We start from the raw sequence: 17,795 nt of genomic DNA on the forward strand, positions 1-17,795 counted from the left end.
TCACAGCACTCCTTTTGAGGAAGGTATTTTGTCATCAACAATTGTACAAGCATCTTTTAAAACTCTGCCAAACGCTTTGAAAATTGCCTCACAAATGTGATGATCGTTCTCACCTGATATTTTCTTTATGTGAAGAGTTACTTTGGCAGAAGAGACAAACGCTCTGAAAAATTCAACCACCATTTGGGATGTCATCTCACCAATTTTTGGTAACCTAAAATCTACATCAAAAGCTAAATAAGGCCTTCCAGAGATATCAATAGCAACCATAACAAGCGCTTCATCCATTGGCAAGATTATATGAGAATATCTTTTTATGCCTCTCTTGTCCGAAACGGCTTTTAAAAATGCCTGCCCTAACACTATCCCCACATCTTCAATTGTGTGATGGTCGTCAATATAAAGGTCACCTTTTGCTTCAAGCTGAATGTTAAATTTGCCATGATGGGAAAATAGCTGTAGCATATGGTCAAAAAAACCTATCCCTGTTGAAATTTTATAATCTCCATCGCCGTCAATGTTCAAAACTATCCTGATTTCTGTCTCTTTAGTTTTTCTTTGGACTTCAGCAATGCGCGGGTTCATGGTTATTTACCTCTCTTGTAACTGATAAGGTTTTCTAATATTATATCATTATCTTTAGGTTTGCCCAATGTAATTCTGAGAAGCTTTTTGTTCCCCATGTTAAACTTTTTGACAAGAATCTTTTTTTCCTTCAAATAGTCAAAAATGGAGTCAGCTTCCTCATCTACTATTGATATAAAATTTGCCTGGGATGGCAAAATAAAGTAAAATTCTTGTAAGCTTCTCGTCATCCTTAGCCTTTCACTTTTTATAAGCTCAATGTTATCTTTTAGTTTGTTGAAATTTTTCAAAACCGTTATTGCAATTTGTTGTGTCAAGGTATTTACATTATAAGGTGGTTTGACTTTATGTAAATTTTCAATAATCTTCTCATTTGCAATCCCATACCCACATCTTATTCCTGCAAATCCTATTTTAGAAAATGTCTTTAACAGTATCACATTTTTATTTTTGAGAACTAAATCAAGATAATCAATATCACAGTATTCACCATACGCATTGTCAATTACAATTAGTCTTTCTGGAAAAGACTCTGCAATCAGCTTGACTTTTTCATATTCCAATGCTATACCTGTTGGGTTGTTTGGTGTATCAATGAAAACTACTTTAATTTTGTCATTTTGACCTATCTTTTTAATAACCTTTTCGACATCGATTTCCCAATTTTGTGTAATATCTATAAAACTATGGTTTACATCAAATAGCTCAGCTGTAATTTTGTACATTGTAAAGGACGGATAGAGTGTGAAGATAAAATCATCCTTTTCACAAGCGGCTTGGATAATGAGTTGAATAAGCTGGTCTGAGCCGTTTCCGATTATAAAGTTTTCTTTTTCAAGACCGTAGAACTTTGCAAGTTCTTCTTTTAAAGGCTGCGAATTTATCTCCGGATAAAAACACAAACTTTTAATATGTTCTTGCAAAGCATAATTTATAAGAACTTTTAGATCTTCAGGATAGTCCAAGAGGTTTTCATTTGCATCAGCTTTTACAAGATGCTCAAAAATTGGGGTTGAGTAATTAGAAAATGAATCTAATTTTGCTCTAAACATCTTCTAACCTCACTTTCAAAGAGTTTGCGTGAAATAAAAACCTTTCTTTTTCTGCAATTTCAATTGCAAATGGTGCATCCTTTAAAAATTGTTCTTTCGAATATTTTATCAAACTAATTCTCTTGACAAAATCATAAACGCCAAGAGGCGAGAAAAATCGAGCAGTACCAGATGTAGGCAGCACATGATTTGGTCCTGCGATATAGTCACCAATTGGTTCCGGTGAAAATTCTCCAACAAAGATTGCACCTGCATTCTTTATTTTAAAGATTAAATCTTCTGGATTTTTGCAGCAAAGCTCAAGATGCTCAGGACAAATTCTATTTGCAATCTCAACCGCATCATCTAAATCCTCAACTATTATTATTACACCATTTCTTTCAATAGACTGAGCAGCTATTTGGTTTGGATTTGCTTTTAACATCTCATCTACTTTTTTATTTACCTCAAGGGCGAGGTCTTGAGAAGTTGTTATTAAAATACTTCTTGCCATTGTGTCATGCTCTGCCTGAGATAGCAAATCTGCTGCCACATATTTGGGGTTTGCAAAGCTGTCTGCAATAATCAAAACCTCACTCGGACCTGCAATGGAGTCAATGTCCACATTTCCAAACAAAATTTTTTTAGCAATAGCAACATAAATATTTCCTGGTCCAACAATTTTATCTACTTTTGGAATCAACTCTGTCCCAAAAGCAAGTGCAGCAATTGCTTGCGCTCCTCCAACTTTAAAAATTTTATTTACTCCACATATTTTGGCAGCTGCCAAGGTATATTTATTTATCTTCTTCTCTTTGTCTGGAGGAGTCACCATAATTATTTCCTTTACACCTGCTACCTTTGCAGGTATAGAATTCATCAAAACGGTTGAAGGGTATGAACCATTACCACCTGGTACATAAATTCCAACTCTTTCTAATGGCCGTACTATCTGACCTAAAATTGTATCATCTTTAGTAAAAATCCAAGTCTCTTCTTTTTGTTTTAAGTGATATTGATAGATATTTTCATAAGTCAATTTTAAAGCTTGCACAAATTTCTCATCCTCTTTTTGGCATTCAAAAAAAGCTCTATCAATTTCTTCCTCTTTTACAATTAAATCCTCAAGATCAAATTCTTTACAGTCAAAAAGTCTTGTATAACCCAAAACAGCTTCATCTTTTTTTAATTTCACGTCTGCAATTATTTTTTTAACTTTGTCTTCTATCTCCTCAACAGCCTGATAACCAATAGAATTTAAATTGCTTAAAAATTGTTCTAATTCTTTATTATCTTTTAATATCTTCACTGCAATATCATCCTTTCTAAACAATTTACAACTCCTTCTATTTCACTCTTTAATTTAAGACTTGCTCTGTTTATAATCAAACGCGCACTTATATCATAGAGCTTTTCATACACCTCAAGTCCATTTTCTCTGAGAGTTCTCCCACTCTCAACAATGTCCACTATCATGTCAGAAAGTCCCAAAATAGGAGCAAGCTCTACAGAACCATTGAGCTTTATTATCTGCACATCTTCGCCAAGGACATTTTCAAAATATTCTTTTGTTATATTAGGAAACTTTGTAGCTATTATCTTTTCTGACTTTTTTAAAAGCTCTTCTCTCAAGCCTTTTGGACCTGCTAATGCAATAAAGCACTTTCCAATTTTCAGATCTAAGAGCTCATATACCTTTTTGTTTACCTCAAGTAAAACATCTTTGCCTACAATTCCCATGTCAGCAATTCCATATTCTACATATGTGGGAACATCAAAGGGTTTTACCATTAAAAATCGAAGATTACCACGTGGGTCCTCAAGTACAAGTTTCCTTGTCTCTTGAGAGATATCAATGGAAATAAGAGAAGATCTTTGAAAGAGCTCAGTTGCCTCTTCGGTTAATCTTCCCTTTGGCAATGCTATTGTTATCATTTCTGATCCTCCACATCATATCTTTTTATTCCCTCTTCATCAATATAGTAAAATTCACCTATTTTGAGTTCTTTGCTTATATTGAAAGCTTGTTGAATATCAATTGGATTGCTACAAAAATAAACCTCTTTTTCAAGCCTCAAAAGTTTTTCAATTGCAATCTCAAAAAATCCTTCTTTATAAAATAAAGCAGCTTTGTAAAGTTTAACTTTCGCCTTACCGCCTCTCATCAGCCAGTTTAAAATTCTGTCCACTCCCAGTGCAAACCCAATAGCATACAATTTCCTACCAAATGTTTCACATAAGTTGTCATACCTTCCTCCATTCAAAACTGGATACCCTAATTTAGGAAGATAGCCAGAAAATATTATTCCTGTGTAATAGTTTAAATGCTTTACCATTCCAAAGTCAATTGAAATGTATTTTTCATACCCCAGGTTACTTAGTTTATCAAATATTTCCTTTAACCTCTCTATTGCAGATTTTGAGATTTCATTCTTAGCAAACTTATAAGCATCGTTTATCTTATCTTTTTTACCATACAATCGAGTAAGGTTTCTAAAAACATCTATTACCTTCTCTGAAATTCCTTTCTTTATCAAGAAATTCTCGATTCCAATATAATCCTTTTTATCTACCAACTTACACAAAATTTCTGCTGAAGCATCGTCTATTCCGTAGTCCGCTGCTATTCCTTTAAAAAAGTTGACCTCTCCAATATCAATTGTGAAATTGTCAACTCCCAGCTGCAAAAGACTTTCAATTGCCAAAATCAAAATTTCTAAATCTATGTAATAACTGTCCGATGTATGAAAGTTTTCAACCCCAGCTTGGTAAAACTCTCTTAGGTCCCCAGCCTCCTGTTGCAGAAACTGAAAGGCTCTTCCAAAGTAGCAGTATTTAATGGGATAAATTTCCCCTCCATTTTTAGCTCCAATCTCTGCTACTTTTGGTGTAAATTCACTTCTTAGAGATATAATTGTTCCATCACTGTCCATAAATTTTATTGAATTTTGCCCATTTAAACTTCTTGATTTTTCATATTCTTCAAACATAGACGGTTCTATTAGTTGATAGCCAAATTTTTTAAATAAATACAATGTCTTTCTTCGTATTTCTTCTAACAGCTCACTTGTCAAAGGATAGTAATCCACAAATTTTTTACTCATTTTTCTTCCCTTCTTTGCTTTATCATGATGAAGTGATGAATAAATATCACGATATATTATATTACAAAAGCCGAAAAAAAGCAACAAAAAAGTGGAGCCAAAAATGGCCCCACTTTTGTATTCAGAGTAGTTTTTTACCTCTGAGCTGTTTTTCAACAGCTATGAACAAGGGTAGTCCTAAAATATACGTTGCAATTGCCTCACCGGTTCCGATGGAAATTACAGTAAATAGATATCTCAAAATAGGGTTCAAGCTTTTTAACCACTCTATTTTCAAGCTGTTTATAAAATAGTACCAAATATAACTCGAAACTACTATAGCATTCACAATTATTGTCGGCAAGGGTAAAAATGCTCTTTTCTTAATTTTAGTTGTTATTATAGCAGCAATCAAAGTAGCCAAAGATCCAAATATAACATCATATATTCCAGTTATGCTCATTACCATTCCATAAAGATTTGCTAAAAAGCAGCCTACAAAAAGTCCAATAGTTGCGGATACTGGCATCAGAGCAGGAAGAAGAGTCAAAGCCTCAGAAATTCTTACTTGTATGGGTCCGTAAGATATCGCAGGTAAAAATGAGGTCAAAACAAAATAAAGTGCAGCAATCAATGCTGCCCTTGCAATAACCAGAAGGTTAATTTTTTTCATCAATTTGGCTCCTCCTACTTTGTCTCCCAATCGTGCTTGTGCATTCCTGTTATTTTATAAACCACCCATTCAGCTATATTGGTTGAGTGGTCTGCTATCCTCTCTAAATATTTTATAACAAGTAAAAATTGTATACACTGTGAAATAGCATCTGAATTTTCTTTCATTATCTGTTCTAATTCATCTATTAAACTTTGATACATCTGGTCTACTACGTCATCTCTTTTCACAACAGATTTTGCAAGATCTATATCAGAATTCACATAAGAGTCAAGTGCATCTTTTAACATAGAACGAGTGATATCCGCCATCTTTGGAATGTCAATAAGAGGCTTTATAAACGATTCCTTTGCTAATTTGATTGTTATCTGGGAAATATCTTCTGCATGGTCCGCAATTCTCTCAATGTCTGTGGCAATCCTCATAGCAGTGATTATAAGCCTCAGGTCGCTTGCAAGAGGCTGCTGAGTTGCAATTACGATGGCACACTTTTTCTCTATCTCTTCAGTAAGAGTATCAATCTTGTCATCATTTTCAATAATCTTTTGCGCAAGATCAATATCTTTAGTCTTTAAGGCATGTATTGCTTTGTCAATTGCCTCCTCAGCCATTGCCCCCATCTTCAGGATATCTAAGTGTAACTCTTTTAGTTCATTTTCAAATGTTGGTCTTGTCATCTTTTAAAAATCACCTCGCACTTATTATTATCCGAATCTGCCTGTTATATAATCCTCAGTTCTCTTATCCTTTGGTGTGTTAAAAATAGTAATTGTCCTATCATATTCGATAAGTTCACCATTTAGGAAAAATCCTGTCCAGTCAGATATTCTTGCCGCTTGTTGCATATTGTGAGTGACTATTACAATTGTATAATTTTTCTTGAGTTCCTCTAACAGCTCTTCTATTTTTAAAGTGGAAATTGGGTCAAGTGCAGAAGTTGGTTCATCAAGTAAAATGACCTCAGGTTCCACTGCCAAAACTCTTGCAATACACAGTCTTTGCTGCTGACCTCCAGATAATGAAAACGCACTTTTTTTTAGCCTATCTTTTACCTCTTCCCAAAGGTATGCTTTTCTTAAACTGTTCTCTACAATCTCATCAAGTATCTCCTTTTTCTTAATCCCATGTATTCTGGGACCGTACGCCACATTGTCATATATACTCATTGGGAAAGGATTTGGCTTTTGAAATACCATTCCAATCTTTTTTCTGAGGCTTATAACATCAATGTCTTTATAAATATCCTTGTTTTCAAAATAGACCTTACCTTCTATTCTCACATTTTCAATAAGGTCATTCATGCGGTTAAGAGTTCTCAAAAATGTAGATTTTCCACAACCAGATGGACCAATTAAGGCGGTAATGGATTTTTCATTTATCTTTATGTTTATATTTTTAAGAGCATGGTTGTCACCGTAATATAAATTTAAATCTTTTGTCTCTATAATAGCCATGTTTAAACAACCTCTCCCTACCCATTTTGATACTACAATTAATTGATTATACACTCATGATTTTAAATTTTTATTTAATGTATGTTAAAACTGTGTTAAATATTATATAATATTCTTTGTGCAATGTAAAAACTTTTTATAAGATTCTTCCCATTGAAGCATAGACGCCTTTTCTATTAAAATGGACTTTGTGACAAAACTTTAAAAAGGGGTTGTAGAAGAATGTGGAGTATTATCCCAAAAGAAAATCAATTTTTTGTTCTCCTGAACAATGCAATTGAAAATGCTTATCAATCAGCAGTAATGTTAAATCAACTCATTAATAATCTTTCAAATATGAGTAAATACCTTGCAGAGCTCGAAAAAGCCGAAAATAGAGGCGATGATATTACACATCAGGTAATTGAACTTCTCAACAGAACTTTCATTACCCCTCTTGACAGAGAGGATTTGTTTGCAATCATAAAAGAAATTGACAACATTGTTGATGCACTTGAGACGGTAGCACACAGATTCGAAATTTACAATGTTAACCAAATAAAGCCTGAAGCTAAGATTCTTTCTGAAATGATAATTAATTGCACAAAAGAGTTAAAAAGTGTTGTGGAAAACCTAAAAGATTTGAAAAACACAAAATCAATTAAAGAAAAGATAATCGAGGTCAATAGAATTGAGGATGAGGGTGATATTGTCTATAGGAATGCAATAAAGAAATTGTTTTCAGAAAACAGGGACAAGCCTATTGAGGTCATCATCTGGAAAGAAATATTTGGATTTTTAGAAGATACCTTAGATGCCTGTGAAGATGTTGCAAATGTAATAGAAGGAGTCATGACAAAAAATGCATAGTATTCCACTAAATCTTCTTTTAATAATCATCCTGGCTTTGACTTTTGATTTTATAAACGGGTTTCATGATACGGCAAACGCCATTGCAACATCTGTTTCAACACGTGTTTTGACACCAAGAACTGCAATACTTATGTCAGCAGTTTTTAACTTCTTTGGTGCAATGATTAACACAGAGGTTGCAAAAACTATAGGCCATGGAATAGTGGACCCAAAGTTTGTAACAGAATACCTCGTGCTTGCGGCTGTTATCGCAGCAATTGTTTGGGATTTACTTACCTGGTGGTGGGGAATACCTTCCTCTTCATCACATGCAATAATAGGTGGTCTGATTGGCGCTGCAATTGTTACTACAAAGTCACTTTCTGATATAAACTGGATAGGATTTGTTAAAAAAATAGTACTGCCACTCATTATCTCGCCTGTGTTGGGTTTTGTTTTTGGATACTTGTTTATGATGATTCTTTACATAGTATTTGCTAAGGTTCATCCTAATATTGTAAATAAATATTTTTCAAAACTACAAATACTCTCTGCAATGTGGATGGCATATAGTCACGGTTCAAATGATGCTCAAAAATCAATGGGAATAATTACAATGGCACTTGTGAGCGCAGGGATTTTAAATAACTTTGTTGTACCTGATTGGGTAAAATTCGCTTGCGCACTTGCAATGGCACTTGGTACTTCTTTTGGTGGCTGGAGAATAATAAAGACGATGGGTATTAAGATAATAAAGTTAGCACCCATCAATGGCTTTGCTGCGGAGACAGGAGCAGCACTTACAATTCAGTTTGCAACCCATATTGGTGCACCTGTCTCAACAACACATGTAATTTCATCTTCAATTATGGGAGTTGGTGCATGTAAAAAATTCTCAGCAGTAAGATGGGGAATTGCAAAAAATATTGTGATTGCTTGGATTTTGACAATCCCTATGTGCAGTTTAATTGGCGGAGTGATTGCATGGGTTATTAATCTAATTGTTTAACACACAAAGAAAAGGGCAACATTAGAAAAGTGATAGTAATGTTGCCCTTTTTATATTACGATAGTAAATTCACTTCCTTTGCCAACTTCACTTGTCACGTAAATCTTTCCATTGTAAAGTTCAACAATGTGTTTGACTATTGAAAGTCCTAAACCTGTACCTCCGAGTTTTCGGGAACGCCCTTTATCCACTCGATAAAATCTTTCGAATATTCTTTCTATCTCATCTTGTGGAATACCAATACCTGTATCTTTTACTCTTATCGTTATTTTCTCGTCTAATCTCTCTACCTCTATAGTAACCTCACCATTTTCCTTGTTATATACAATTGCGTTGTCTATGAGGTTTATGAAAATCTGTTTTAACCAATCTTTGTGAATCTTTACTTTAAGCTTATCATCCAACTTAAGGTGCATCTTTACATTTTTGCCCTCAGCTTTAAATCTTAAAAGCTCAACACATTCCTCTACTACTTCTTTCACATTGACCTCATCTTCGGTAACCTGGATTTTTGCATTTTCTATTTCAGACAAATACAGCAAGTCATTTATTAGTCGAACAAGTCTTTCAACTTCTACCTCGATAATGTTAAGAAATTTTTCAGCAACTTCTCTATCTTCAATTGCACCATCCTTCAGTGTCTCTACAAAACCTTTTATAGAAGTTAAAGGAGTTTTTAGTTCATGAGAAACATTTGCAACAAAATCAGACCTGATTTTTTCAAGTTTTTTAATGAATGTAATATCACTTACAATTAACAACATTCCTTCTTTATCTTCATCAAATTTTACTCTTTTTTTAGTAACTTTAAGTATTTTATTTTGACCATTAATTGTTATCTCAAATTCTTTTTCAAAGGCATTTTCATTATACAGGAATTCAAAAAGTTCATATATTCGAATGCACTCAAGTAAACTTGTACCATTTTTAAGCTTTGTCGCAAATATCTCTTCAGCCTGTTGGTTGAACATAAGTATCCTCTTCTTGTTGTCAAAAAAAATTATTCCAAGTTCGATTGAGTTTAACAAAGCACTAAGCCTATAGTTGAGACTATTTACTTCGTTAATCTTCTCTTCTAAAAGGTGATATAATCTCGTAAAGCTAAGACTCAGCCACTTCAAATCCTCTTTTTCATTGAGTTCAACTATATCAAATTTTTTTAGTTCATCTGTAATGAGTGAAATTAACCCCTTGAGAGGTTGATACAAAAGCGAAGATATGCCAATTGTAAGTATCATCCCAAAAACTATACATATCAGCCCAAACTTTAGTGTCTGAATCAAAGCCTTTTTCAGAATCACATCAATTTTATCAAGTAAAACAGAGACTCGAATAAATATAGGTTTGTTGCCAATTTCTACCTTCTTTGCCGCATAGAGAAAAAAATTATTAAGTGTCTTGCTTTTTCGCATCGAGAAGCAAATCTTTCCCGGATATTTATTTGCCTCTACAATTTCAGGTCTTTTTGAATGATTTTCCATTTTATTCTTATCAGCTTCAGAATCATAAAGCACAATCCCTTTATTGTCAACAATTGTAACTCTAAAATAACTTTTTTTGTACACTTTATAAAGTGATTGAATATCAAAGTTATTTATATATCTTTCAACCTCGCTTACCATTACTTCAAGCTGCTTCTTATTTTCTTCAAGATAAATATTTTTATACACCTCATATGAAAAAATTCCCTGTAAAAAGCTTATAATAACTATAACTAAAATGGTGTAACCAAATATCTTTGTTCTCATTTCTTAGTCAGACCCTTCTCTAAATCTGTAGCCAACCCCTCTTACTGTTTCAATATACTTGGGATTTTTTTCGTCATCTTCAAGTTTTTTTCTCAAAAATCTTATATGCACATCAACTGTTCGAGTATCACCATCAAACTCATATCCCCATACTCTTTGTAAAATGAAATCTCTGTCCAAAACTCTCCCTCTGTTTTCTATCAGCAGCTTCAAAAGCTCAAATTCCTTAAAAGAAAGATTAACTTCTTGATTTCTTTTCTTCACACTTCTTTTTGTAAAATCCACCTCAATATCACCAAATCTAATCTTTTCTTCAACCTCAGGTTTTAAGCTTTCAATTCTCCTGAAAAGTGCCTTTACCCTTGCAACAAGTTCTTTTACACTAAATGGCTTTGTTATGTAATCATCTGCTCCAAGCTCAAGACCTAATATTCTGTCAATCTCTTCTGACTTTGCAGAAAGTAAGATAACAGGAAGGTTTTTTGTTTCTTTGTTAAATCTAATCTCTTTTAAAACCTCATATCCGTCCTTATCACTCATCATTATATCAAGTATCACCAGGTCAATCCTGTTATTTTTGATAATATCCAAAGCTGTGTTGCCATTTTCAGCTTCAAAAGTATTATAGCATTCTTTTTGAAGATTGAATTTAATTAGTTCCACGATATGAGGTTCATCATCCACAATCAAGATATTTCTCATCTTCCCACCATCCTCATGAGGGCAACCATACTTCCTAATTTCTCTGGACTTTTAAAATCTCTTCTGTATGAAAAGAACAAATCCTCTTTTTCATAAGTACACATGTCTGACACTATAATCTGTTCTTTCTTTAATCCATTTCCTAACAAATCTTTTTCAATAGCCTTTTTCAAATCTAAATAAAATTTCCCTTCACGGTATATACAAATATCATTGCCAAACTCTTGTAAAAATGCATCATATACATCTTTGCCTACTTCAAAATGCTCTTTACATATACCAGGGCCAATTGTTACAACTAAGCTTGAAACATTGGATTTAAATTGCAAAATCAATATGTCTATAGCCCTTTTTGATATGTGCTGCAAACTTCCTCTCCAACCAGAGTGAATTAAGGAAATTATTCTCTTTTCTTTATCAAAAATGTAAACCGGAATGCAGTCCGCGTGAAATGTCATAAGTGTAATTCCACTTTTTTGAGTTATAAGTCCATCTGCCTCATTCTCTTGATTATATTCAAAAAAATCAAATCCTTTTTCAACAACTATTATATCATTTTTATGCACTTGTTTTGCATAGTAAATATTTCTATAATCAATCTCTAAGTTTTTAAAAAGAATGCGGAAATTTTTGTCAATTTCTTCTTTTGAATTTGCCCATTTGTAACCGAGGTTAAAATCATTTGAATTAATATATCTTCTTGTTGTAAAAAACGCATCTACACCATACTTTTGTAACTCAGAGACTCTAAGAATTTCAAGCCCGTTTATACATATCTTTTCAAACGCCATCTTCTACCTCCAATTAAAATCAAAAAAATAGCAACCTGCAAAGAGGTTGCCTTTAGTTTTTCTTGGGTACCTTTTCCCAATCCTTTAAGAATCTTTCTATCCCAACATCAGTTAATGCATGCTTTGTCATTTGTTCAAGTACCTTAAATGGAACTGTTGCGATGTGTGCTCCCGCTTTTGCAGCTTCAATCACATGAATAGGATGTCTTATGCTTGCTGCAATTATCTCTGTTTTTATGTCTGGATAATTTCTGAATATCTGAACAATCTCTTTGATAAGCTCAATTCCATTTTGTCCTATGTCATCAAGTCTTCCCACAAATGGAGAGACATAAGTTGCTCCAGCCTTAGCTGCTAAAAGTGCTTGTGCTGCCGAGAATATGAGTGTGACATTTGTCTTTATACCCTCTTTTGACAAGACTGATACAGCCTTAAGACCCTCTGCTGTCATTGGAATTTTGATTACAACATTTTTATGGATTTTTGCTAAATCTCTTGCCTCTTCAATCATACCTTCGGCTTTGAGTGAAATGACTTCGGCTGAGATTGGACCGTCTACAATTGAACAAATCTCATTTACAACCTCTTTAAAATCTCTACCCTCTTTTGCAATTAGAGACGGATTTGTTGTAACACCACAAATTATTCCCCAAGAGTAAGCTTCCTTAATCTCATTTATATTAGCAGTGTCAATAAAAAGTTTCATGTTGATCTAACACCTCTCTCTAAGTTAAGATTTTTTCGACTATTATTTTATACCAATTGCTGTATAATTACAATAACTAAAAAATGCTTTTAAGATATGTTCTTGCAGGTCCTACTAAGTACAAAGATCCACAAATTAGAATGGCTGAATCTTTTTCTGCTTTTTTTAAGCTCACATCAATTGCCTCTTTGAAATCTTCTATAAAGTCAAAACCATAATCTAAAGCAATTTCTTTTGCCTCATTATCAAGAAAAGCTCTTTTTTGATATGGTACCAACGTAAATATCACATCTGAGGTTAAATTTATTATTTCAGAAAGCATCTTTTGGTATTCTTTATCTTTGAGTATTCCTACAACTGCAATAATCCTCCTGTCTTTCAAATACTGCTTACAGCTGTCAACAAGTACTCTCATGCCGTCTATGTTGTGAGCACCGTCTAAAATCACAAGAGGTTCTTTTGATATAATTTCAAATCTGCCATTCCATTTGGCATTTAAAAGTCCTTTTACAAGGGCACCAGTACCTATATTATATTTATCACTCAAGTATTCAAATGCGTATATGCAGTTGAGGGCATTCTCAACCTGATGCACCCCTAAAAGCTTAATTTCAAGGTTTTTATATATACCTTTTGGAGTAATACAATCAAATATAACTCCGTCAAGAGTATTTTTTACAATTTTATAATCACTTCCCACCTCAACTAAATTGGCATTCTTTTGCTTACACACTTTTGAGATAACATCAATTGCTTCTTTATAACGTTGCAGCCCTAAGATTACAGTAGAGCCTTCTTTTATAATGCCAGCCTTTTCATATGCTATTTGCTCAATTGTCTGCCCTAAGATATCCATATGGTCATAGCCAATAGAGGTTATAATACAAAGCTCTGGACTTTCAATTACATTTGTTGCATCAAGTCTTCCGCCAAGCCCAACTTCTAATACAACAAAATCCACATTCATCCTTTTAAAATACTCAAAGGCTATTGCGGTGACTATCTCAAATTCAGTTGGATGGTTAAATCCCTGACTTATCATTAAATCAATCTTATCTTTTACATACTTTGTTATTCCCGCAAGTTCCTCGTCACTTATAGGAAGGTTATTTATTCTAATTCTCTCATTAAAAAATTCTAAATAAGGTGAGGTGTAAAGCCCCACCTTAAACCCCGCTTCAATCAACATTTGATTTATAAAAGCACATGTTGATCCTTTACCATTTGTTCCCGCAATGTGAATAATTCTTAAATCCTTGTGAGGATTCCCCATCAGTTCAAGCAATCTTTTTATGTTTTCAAGGCCCAGCTTCATACCAAACTTATATGTTCCATGGATATATTCAAGTGCTTCTTCATAAGTCATTGACATGACACAATCACCTTAAGTTTTTAATTCTCTCAAGTTGCTCTTCAACAGATTTTAGCATCTGTTTGTATTTCTCATACTTCTGTTTTTCTTCATTTACAACCTTTTGAGGAGCCTTTTGTAAAAAGTTTTGATTTCCAAGTAACTTTTCAGAACGTTCAACCTCTTTTAGTAGTCTTTCTCTTTCTTCAGTAAGTCTTTTAAGCTCCATCTCAATGTCAATTATCTCTTTTAGTTTAATATATGCAACACCCCAGGAAAGAACAAGTGAAACACTATCCTCTGGAATGTCTTCAGATGCTACTACCTCTTCAATATTTGCAAGTTTTTTTACATAAATCTCCCATAGCTGTTTTTGCTGTATCATTGACTGGTCGTCAGTCTTTATATAAACTTTTGGCTTTATATTTGTAGGTATATTTCTCTCAACTCTTAAATTCCTAATGCTTCTAACAAGTTCTATCAATTTTTCAACCATTAAGATATCTTGAGCATAGTTATATCCCATTGGCTCAGGCCATTTAGATATAACAAGGCTCTCTTCATTATGTGGAAGATTTAAATAAATCTCCTCTGTCACAAATGGCATAAATGGATGCAAGAGTTTTAAAACATTTGTAAGCACTGTCAAAAGGACATACTGCACTTCTTTGTTATTCTCTGCCTCTTTGTTGTAAAGGATTGGTTTTGACATTTCAATATACCAGTCGCAAAACTCATCCCAGATAAAGTCATAAAGTTTTTGAGCCGCAATACCAATTTCAAACTTTTCAAGATTTTCAGTGACCTCTTTAATAAGAGTATCTAACCTTGACAGAATCCATCTTTCTGTAAATGTAAATTTACTCTCATCAGGCTTGTAATTTGTATCAATGTCGAGGTTCATTATTACAAACCTTGCCGCATTCCAAATCTTGTTTGCGAAGTTCCTGTTTGCCTCAACCTTTTCCATATGAAATCTGGTATCATTGCCAGGTGAAATTCCTGTGACAAGTGTAAATCGCAGTGCATCTGCACCATATTTTTCTATTATCTCAAGCGGATCTATGCCATTTCCAAGTGATTTGCTCATCTTTCTACCTTGGGCATCTCTCACAATTCCGTGAATTAACACATACTTAAACGGCTCTTTTCCCATGTGCTCAACTGCTGAGAAAATCATTCTCGCAACCCAGAAAAATATGATGTCATATGCAGTAACCAGGACATCTGTTGGATAGAAATACTTCAAATCTTCTGTCTCTTCTGGCCAGCCTAATGTTGAAAACGGCCATAGTGCTGATGAAAACCATGTATCAAGAGTGTCTTCATCCTGATATACATTTGTAGAACCACACTTTGAGCATACCTTTACTTCCTCACGACTTACCATCATATTGTCACAATCTTTACAATAGTATGCAGGAATTCTGTGACCCCACCAAAGCTGTCTTGAAATACACCAATCCTTTATATTTTCCATCCAATTAAAGTATATCTTTTCAAATCTTTCTGGAATGAATTTTATCTTTCCTTCTTTTACAACCCTTATGGCAGGTTCTGCTAAAGGCTTCATCTTGACAAACCATTGCTTTGACACAAGCGGTTCAATTACTGTTGAGCACCTGTAACAGTGGCCTACATTGTGAGTATAGTCTTCTTCTTTGACAAGAAGTCCAAGTTCTTTTAGGTCATTTACAATATTCTTTCTTGCCTCATACCTATCCTGTCCCGCGTACTTACCAGCATTTTCGTTCATATACCCTTTTGTATCAATTACTTGTATCATTGGAAGATTATGTCTTTGCCCTATTTCAAAGTCGTTCGGGTCATGAGCAGGTGTAATCTTTACAACACCTGTTCCAAATTCCATATCTACATACTCGTCTGCAATAATTGGTATTTCCCTATTCACAAGCGGCAGCACAACCGTTTTTCCAATCAAGTGTTTGTATCTTTCATCATTAGGATTTACTGCAACAGCAGTGTCACCAAGCATTGTCTCTGGTCTTGTTGTTGCAACAACTACGAAAAAAGAATTGTCCTTTGCAGGGTACTTGATGTGCCAAAGTTTGCCCTTCTTTTCTTCATACTCCACCTCAGCATCCGAAATTGTTGTCTTGCAGGTAGGACACCAGTTAATTATTTTTTCACCTTTATAAATTAAACCCTTCTCATAAAGTCTTACAAAAACTTCTTTTACTGCATTAGAAAGCCCTTCATCCATTGTAAATCGTTCTCTATCCCAGTCACAAGAAGCTCCAAGTTTTTTAAGCTGCTCAATTATTCTTCCGCCATAGACCCTCTTCCACTCCCAAGCACGCTCTAAAAACTTTTCTCTTCCTATCATCTCTTTTGTGAGACCTTCTTCTTTCATCTTCTCAACAATCTTTGCTTCTGTTGCAATACTTGCATGGTCAGTTCCAGGAACCCAAAGTGCGCAATATCCCTGCATTCTTTTAAATCTTATCAAAATATCCTGAATGGTGTTATTTAGAGCGTGTCCCATATGTAGTTGCCCTGTAATATTTGGAGGTGGGATTACTATTGTAAAAGGCTTCTTTGACCAGTCAATCTTTGCATGAAAGTATTTCTTTTCAAGCCACATCTTATATAGCCTGTCTTCAACCTCTTGCGGGTTGTAAACTTTTTGCACCTTCTTTCATCCTCCTTTCAAAGTTTTAATTTCACTTTTTATATTATTTCAAAATTATTTTTATTTCAAACTTTATGTTTTTGAATCTGAATTTGTGGGTATAAAGTAATTGTAATTGAAAAATTTAAATTTTACAAGGGAGGTCACTTCAAGATGGTTAAAAGAGGCAACATTTATAAATGCGAAATTTGTGGGAATATTGTAGAGGTCTTATCTGCTGGCGGCGGACAATTGGTATGTTGTGGTCAGCCAATGACCTTACTTGAGGCGAACACAGTTGATGCAAGCTTAGAGAAACATGTACCAGTCATCGAAAAAACAGAAGAAGGTATTTTGGTGAAAGTTGGAGAAGTTCCACATCCAATGGAAGAAAAACACTACATTATGTGGATTGAACTTGTAGCAGATGATGTTGTCTACAGAAAATACTTAAAGCCTGGTGATGAGCCAAAAGCACTCTTTAATGTATCTGCTGATAAGCTTGTTGCATATGAATATTGCAATCTCCACGGGCTTTGGAAAAAGGAATAAAAAAGACAGGGCTGCTGAAATTTAGGCAAAGCAGCCCTTTTTTCTTCAATTTATTTTTCTAACAATCTCTTTGTCTCTCTTGCAATCATTAGCTCTTCGTTTGTTGGGACTATTAAAACCTTTACCTTGCTCTCTGGTTTGTTAATTTCAAATACCTTGCCTTTCTCTGCGTTAAAGTTTTTTTCTTTATCATACAAAACACCCATGTATTCTAAATCAGTTACACACTTTTCTCGAACAACTGGATTGTTCTCACCAATTCCTGCTGTGAATACTATTGCATCAACACCGCCTAAAACTGCAGCATATTCTCCAATATATTTCTTTACCCTATAGCAGAACATATCAATTGCAAGCTGAGCACGTTCATTTCCTTCGTTTGCAGCTTTCTCTAAATCTCTAAAGTCACTACTTACACCAGAAATCCCTAGCACCCCAGATTTCTTGTTCAGCAAATCATTCATCTGCTTTACATCCATATTCTCTTTCTCCATAAGATACAAAATAACAGCAGGGTCAATTGTGCCACTTCTTGTACCCATTGCAAGCCCAGCTAAGGGTGTAAAGCCCATGCTTGTGTCAACTGATTTACCATACTTTATTGCACAAACACTTGAACCATTTCCAAGGTGGCATGTTATAAGCTT

Annotated in this window: 18 protein-coding genes; 3 read left to right on the forward strand and 15 right to left on the reverse strand. The window is 34.2% G+C overall.

What is annotated here, in order from left to right; genetic code table 11:
• The 8 genes from hisB to pstB all read right to left on the reverse strand — a co-directional run bounded on the left by hisB (position 1) and on the right by pstB (position 6,826).
• Positions 1-585: an imidazoleglycerol-phosphate dehydratase HisB gene (gene hisB, locus PGC14_RS05880; protein ID WP_039764378.1), complete on the reverse strand. Its 585-nt coding sequence runs from the start codon at positions 583-585 to the stop codon at positions 1-3.
• A gap of 2 nt (positions 586-587) precedes the next feature.
• Entirely contained in the window at positions 588-1,637 is a 1,050-nt protein-coding gene (gene hisC, locus PGC14_RS05885; protein ID WP_271629775.1) for a histidinol-phosphate transaminase, read from the reverse strand.
• Complete coding sequence (hisD, locus tag PGC14_RS05890; RefSeq protein ID WP_039764616.1) at positions 1,630-2,925, reverse strand: histidinol dehydrogenase; 1,296 nt, start codon at positions 2,923-2,925, stop codon at positions 1,630-1,632. Before hisD ends, hisC begins: the two co-directional genes overlap by 8 nt.
• Positions 2,922-3,551, reverse strand: a complete 630-nt coding sequence (hisG, locus tag PGC14_RS05895) for an ATP phosphoribosyltransferase (protein WP_127351717.1) — start codon at positions 3,549-3,551, stop codon at positions 2,922-2,924. Before hisG ends, hisD begins: the two co-directional genes overlap by 4 nt.
• The gene (locus PGC14_RS05900; RefSeq protein ID WP_271629776.1) at positions 3,548-4,720 is read right to left on the reverse strand and encodes an ATP phosphoribosyltransferase regulatory subunit; all 1,173 of its coding nucleotides are present in this window, start codon (positions 4,718-4,720) and stop codon (positions 3,548-3,550) included. Before PGC14_RS05900 ends, hisG begins: the two co-directional genes overlap by 4 nt.
• Positions 4,721-4,841: 121 nt before the next feature.
• The gene (locus PGC14_RS05905) at positions 4,842-5,372 is read right to left on the reverse strand and encodes a QueT transporter family protein (protein ID WP_039764382.1); all 531 of its coding nucleotides are present in this window, start codon (positions 5,370-5,372) and stop codon (positions 4,842-4,844) included.
• A 14-nt stretch (positions 5,373-5,386) separates the two neighbouring features.
• On the reverse strand, positions 5,387-6,049 hold the full coding sequence (gene phoU / locus PGC14_RS05910; protein WP_271629777.1) for a phosphate signaling complex protein PhoU: 663 nt from the start codon (positions 6,047-6,049) through the stop codon (positions 5,387-5,389).
• A gap of 27 nt (positions 6,050-6,076) precedes the next feature.
• Positions 6,077-6,826, reverse strand: coding sequence for a phosphate ABC transporter ATP-binding protein PstB (pstB, locus tag PGC14_RS05915; protein ID WP_271629778.1), 750 nt, complete (start codon positions 6,824-6,826; stop codon positions 6,077-6,079).
• Positions 6,827-7,048: 222 nt separating this feature from the next.
• On the opposite strand from pstB, the gene PGC14_RS05920 reads away from it, so the two are divergent.
• A complete protein-coding gene (locus tag PGC14_RS05920) occupies positions 7,049-7,675 on the forward strand; it encodes a DUF47 domain-containing protein (protein ID WP_039764385.1) in 627 nt (208 codons plus the stop codon).
• Positions 7,668-8,666 carry an inorganic phosphate transporter gene (locus PGC14_RS05925; RefSeq protein WP_039764386.1) on the forward strand — a complete coding sequence of 333 codons (999 nt, stop codon included), beginning with the start codon at positions 7,668-7,670 and terminating at the stop codon, positions 8,664-8,666. The genes PGC14_RS05920 and PGC14_RS05925 overlap by 8 nt, the downstream gene beginning before the upstream one ends.
• Before the next feature lie 50 nt (positions 8,667-8,716).
• On the opposite strand, the gene pnpS is transcribed toward PGC14_RS05925, so the two are convergent.
• From pnpS to PGC14_RS05955, 6 genes are all read right to left on the reverse strand, one after another.
• Entirely contained in the window at positions 8,717-10,414 is a 1,698-nt protein-coding gene (pnpS, locus tag PGC14_RS05930; RefSeq protein WP_039764387.1) for a two-component system histidine kinase PnpS, read from the reverse strand.
• Between the two features lie 3 nt (positions 10,415-10,417).
• A complete protein-coding gene (locus tag PGC14_RS05935; RefSeq protein WP_039764389.1) occupies positions 10,418-11,116 on the reverse strand; it encodes a response regulator transcription factor in 699 nt (232 codons plus the stop codon).
• Positions 11,113-11,907, reverse strand: coding sequence for a peptidoglycan editing factor PgeF (gene pgeF / locus PGC14_RS05940; RefSeq protein WP_039764390.1), 795 nt, complete (start codon positions 11,905-11,907; stop codon positions 11,113-11,115). Before pgeF ends, PGC14_RS05935 begins: the two co-directional genes overlap by 4 nt.
• A gap of 52 nt (positions 11,908-11,959) precedes the next feature.
• Positions 11,960-12,613: a fructose-6-phosphate aldolase gene (gene fsa, locus PGC14_RS05945; RefSeq protein ID WP_039764392.1), complete on the reverse strand. Its 654-nt coding sequence runs from the start codon at positions 12,611-12,613 to the stop codon at positions 11,960-11,962.
• 76 nt (positions 12,614-12,689) lie between these two features.
• Positions 12,690-13,985, reverse strand: a complete 1,296-nt coding sequence (locus PGC14_RS05950) for a bifunctional folylpolyglutamate synthase/dihydrofolate synthase (protein ID WP_271629779.1) — start codon at positions 13,983-13,985, stop codon at positions 12,690-12,692.
• A gap of 7 nt (positions 13,986-13,992) precedes the next feature.
• The gene (locus tag PGC14_RS05955; RefSeq protein ID WP_271629780.1) at positions 13,993-16,617 is read right to left on the reverse strand and encodes a valine--tRNA ligase; all 2,625 of its coding nucleotides are present in this window, start codon (positions 16,615-16,617) and stop codon (positions 13,993-13,995) included.
• A gap of 153 nt (positions 16,618-16,770) precedes the next feature.
• Between PGC14_RS05955 and PGC14_RS05960 the strand changes: the two genes are divergently transcribed.
• A complete protein-coding gene (locus PGC14_RS05960) occupies positions 16,771-17,148 on the forward strand; it encodes a desulfoferrodoxin (protein WP_271629781.1) in 378 nt (125 codons plus the stop codon).
• Between the two features lie 50 nt (positions 17,149-17,198).
• Here PGC14_RS05960 and PGC14_RS05965 read toward each other — a convergent pair.
• Positions 17,199-17,795: acetate/propionate family kinase (locus PGC14_RS05965; RefSeq protein ID WP_422653036.1), on the reverse strand; the 597-nt coding region annotated here is incomplete at its 5' end.

The organism is Caldicellulosiruptor sp. DIB 104C, assembly GCF_028198085.1.
Lineage (GTDB): Bacteria > Bacillota > Thermoanaerobacteria > Caldicellulosiruptorales > Caldicellulosiruptoraceae > Caldicellulosiruptor > Caldicellulosiruptor saccharolyticus.

Coding starts and splice junctions, on each gene's coding strand:
- hisB (WP_039764378.1), bottom strand. CDS start 585: ATGAACCCGCGCATTGCTGAAGTCCAAAGAAAAACTAAAGAGACAGAA.
- hisC (WP_271629775.1), bottom strand. CDS start 1,637: ATGTTTAGAGCAAAATTAGATTCATTTTCTAATTACTCAACCCCAATT.
- hisG (WP_127351717.1), bottom strand. CDS start 3,551: ATGATAACAATAGCATTGCCAAAGGGAAGATTAACCGAAGAGGCAACT.
- PGC14_RS05900 (WP_271629776.1), bottom strand. CDS start 4,720: ATGAGTAAAAAATTTGTGGATTACTATCCTTTGACAAGTGAGCTGTTA.
- PGC14_RS05905 (WP_039764382.1), bottom strand. CDS start 5,372: ATGAAAAAAATTAACCTTCTGGTTATTGCAAGGGCAGCATTGATTGCT.
- phoU (WP_271629777.1), bottom strand. CDS start 6,049: ATGACAAGACCAACATTTGAAAATGAACTAAAAGAGTTACACTTAGAT.
- pstB (WP_271629778.1), bottom strand. CDS start 6,826: ATGGCTATTATAGAGACAAAAGATTTAAATTTATATTACGGTGACAAC.
- PGC14_RS05920 (WP_039764385.1), top strand. CDS start 7,049: ATGTGGAGTATTATCCCAAAAGAAAATCAATTTTTTGTTCTCCTGAAC.
- PGC14_RS05925 (WP_039764386.1), top strand. CDS start 7,668: ATGCATAGTATTCCACTAAATCTTCTTTTAATAATCATCCTGGCTTTG.
- pnpS (WP_039764387.1), bottom strand. CDS start 10,414: ATGAGAACAAAGATATTTGGTTACACCATTTTAGTTATAGTTATTATA.
- PGC14_RS05935 (WP_039764389.1), bottom strand. CDS start 11,116: ATGAGAAATATCTTGATTGTGGATGATGAACCTCATATCGTGGAACTA.
- pgeF (WP_039764390.1), bottom strand. CDS start 11,907: ATGGCGTTTGAAAAGATATGTATAAACGGGCTTGAAATTCTTAGAGTC.
- fsa (WP_039764392.1), bottom strand. CDS start 12,613: ATGAAACTTTTTATTGACACTGCTAATATAAATGAGATTAAGGAAGCT.
- PGC14_RS05950 (WP_271629779.1), bottom strand. CDS start 13,985: ATGTCAATGACTTATGAAGAAGCACTTGAATATATCCATGGAACATAT.
- PGC14_RS05960 (WP_271629781.1), top strand. CDS start 16,771: ATGGTTAAAAGAGGCAACATTTATAAATGCGAAATTTGTGGGAATATT.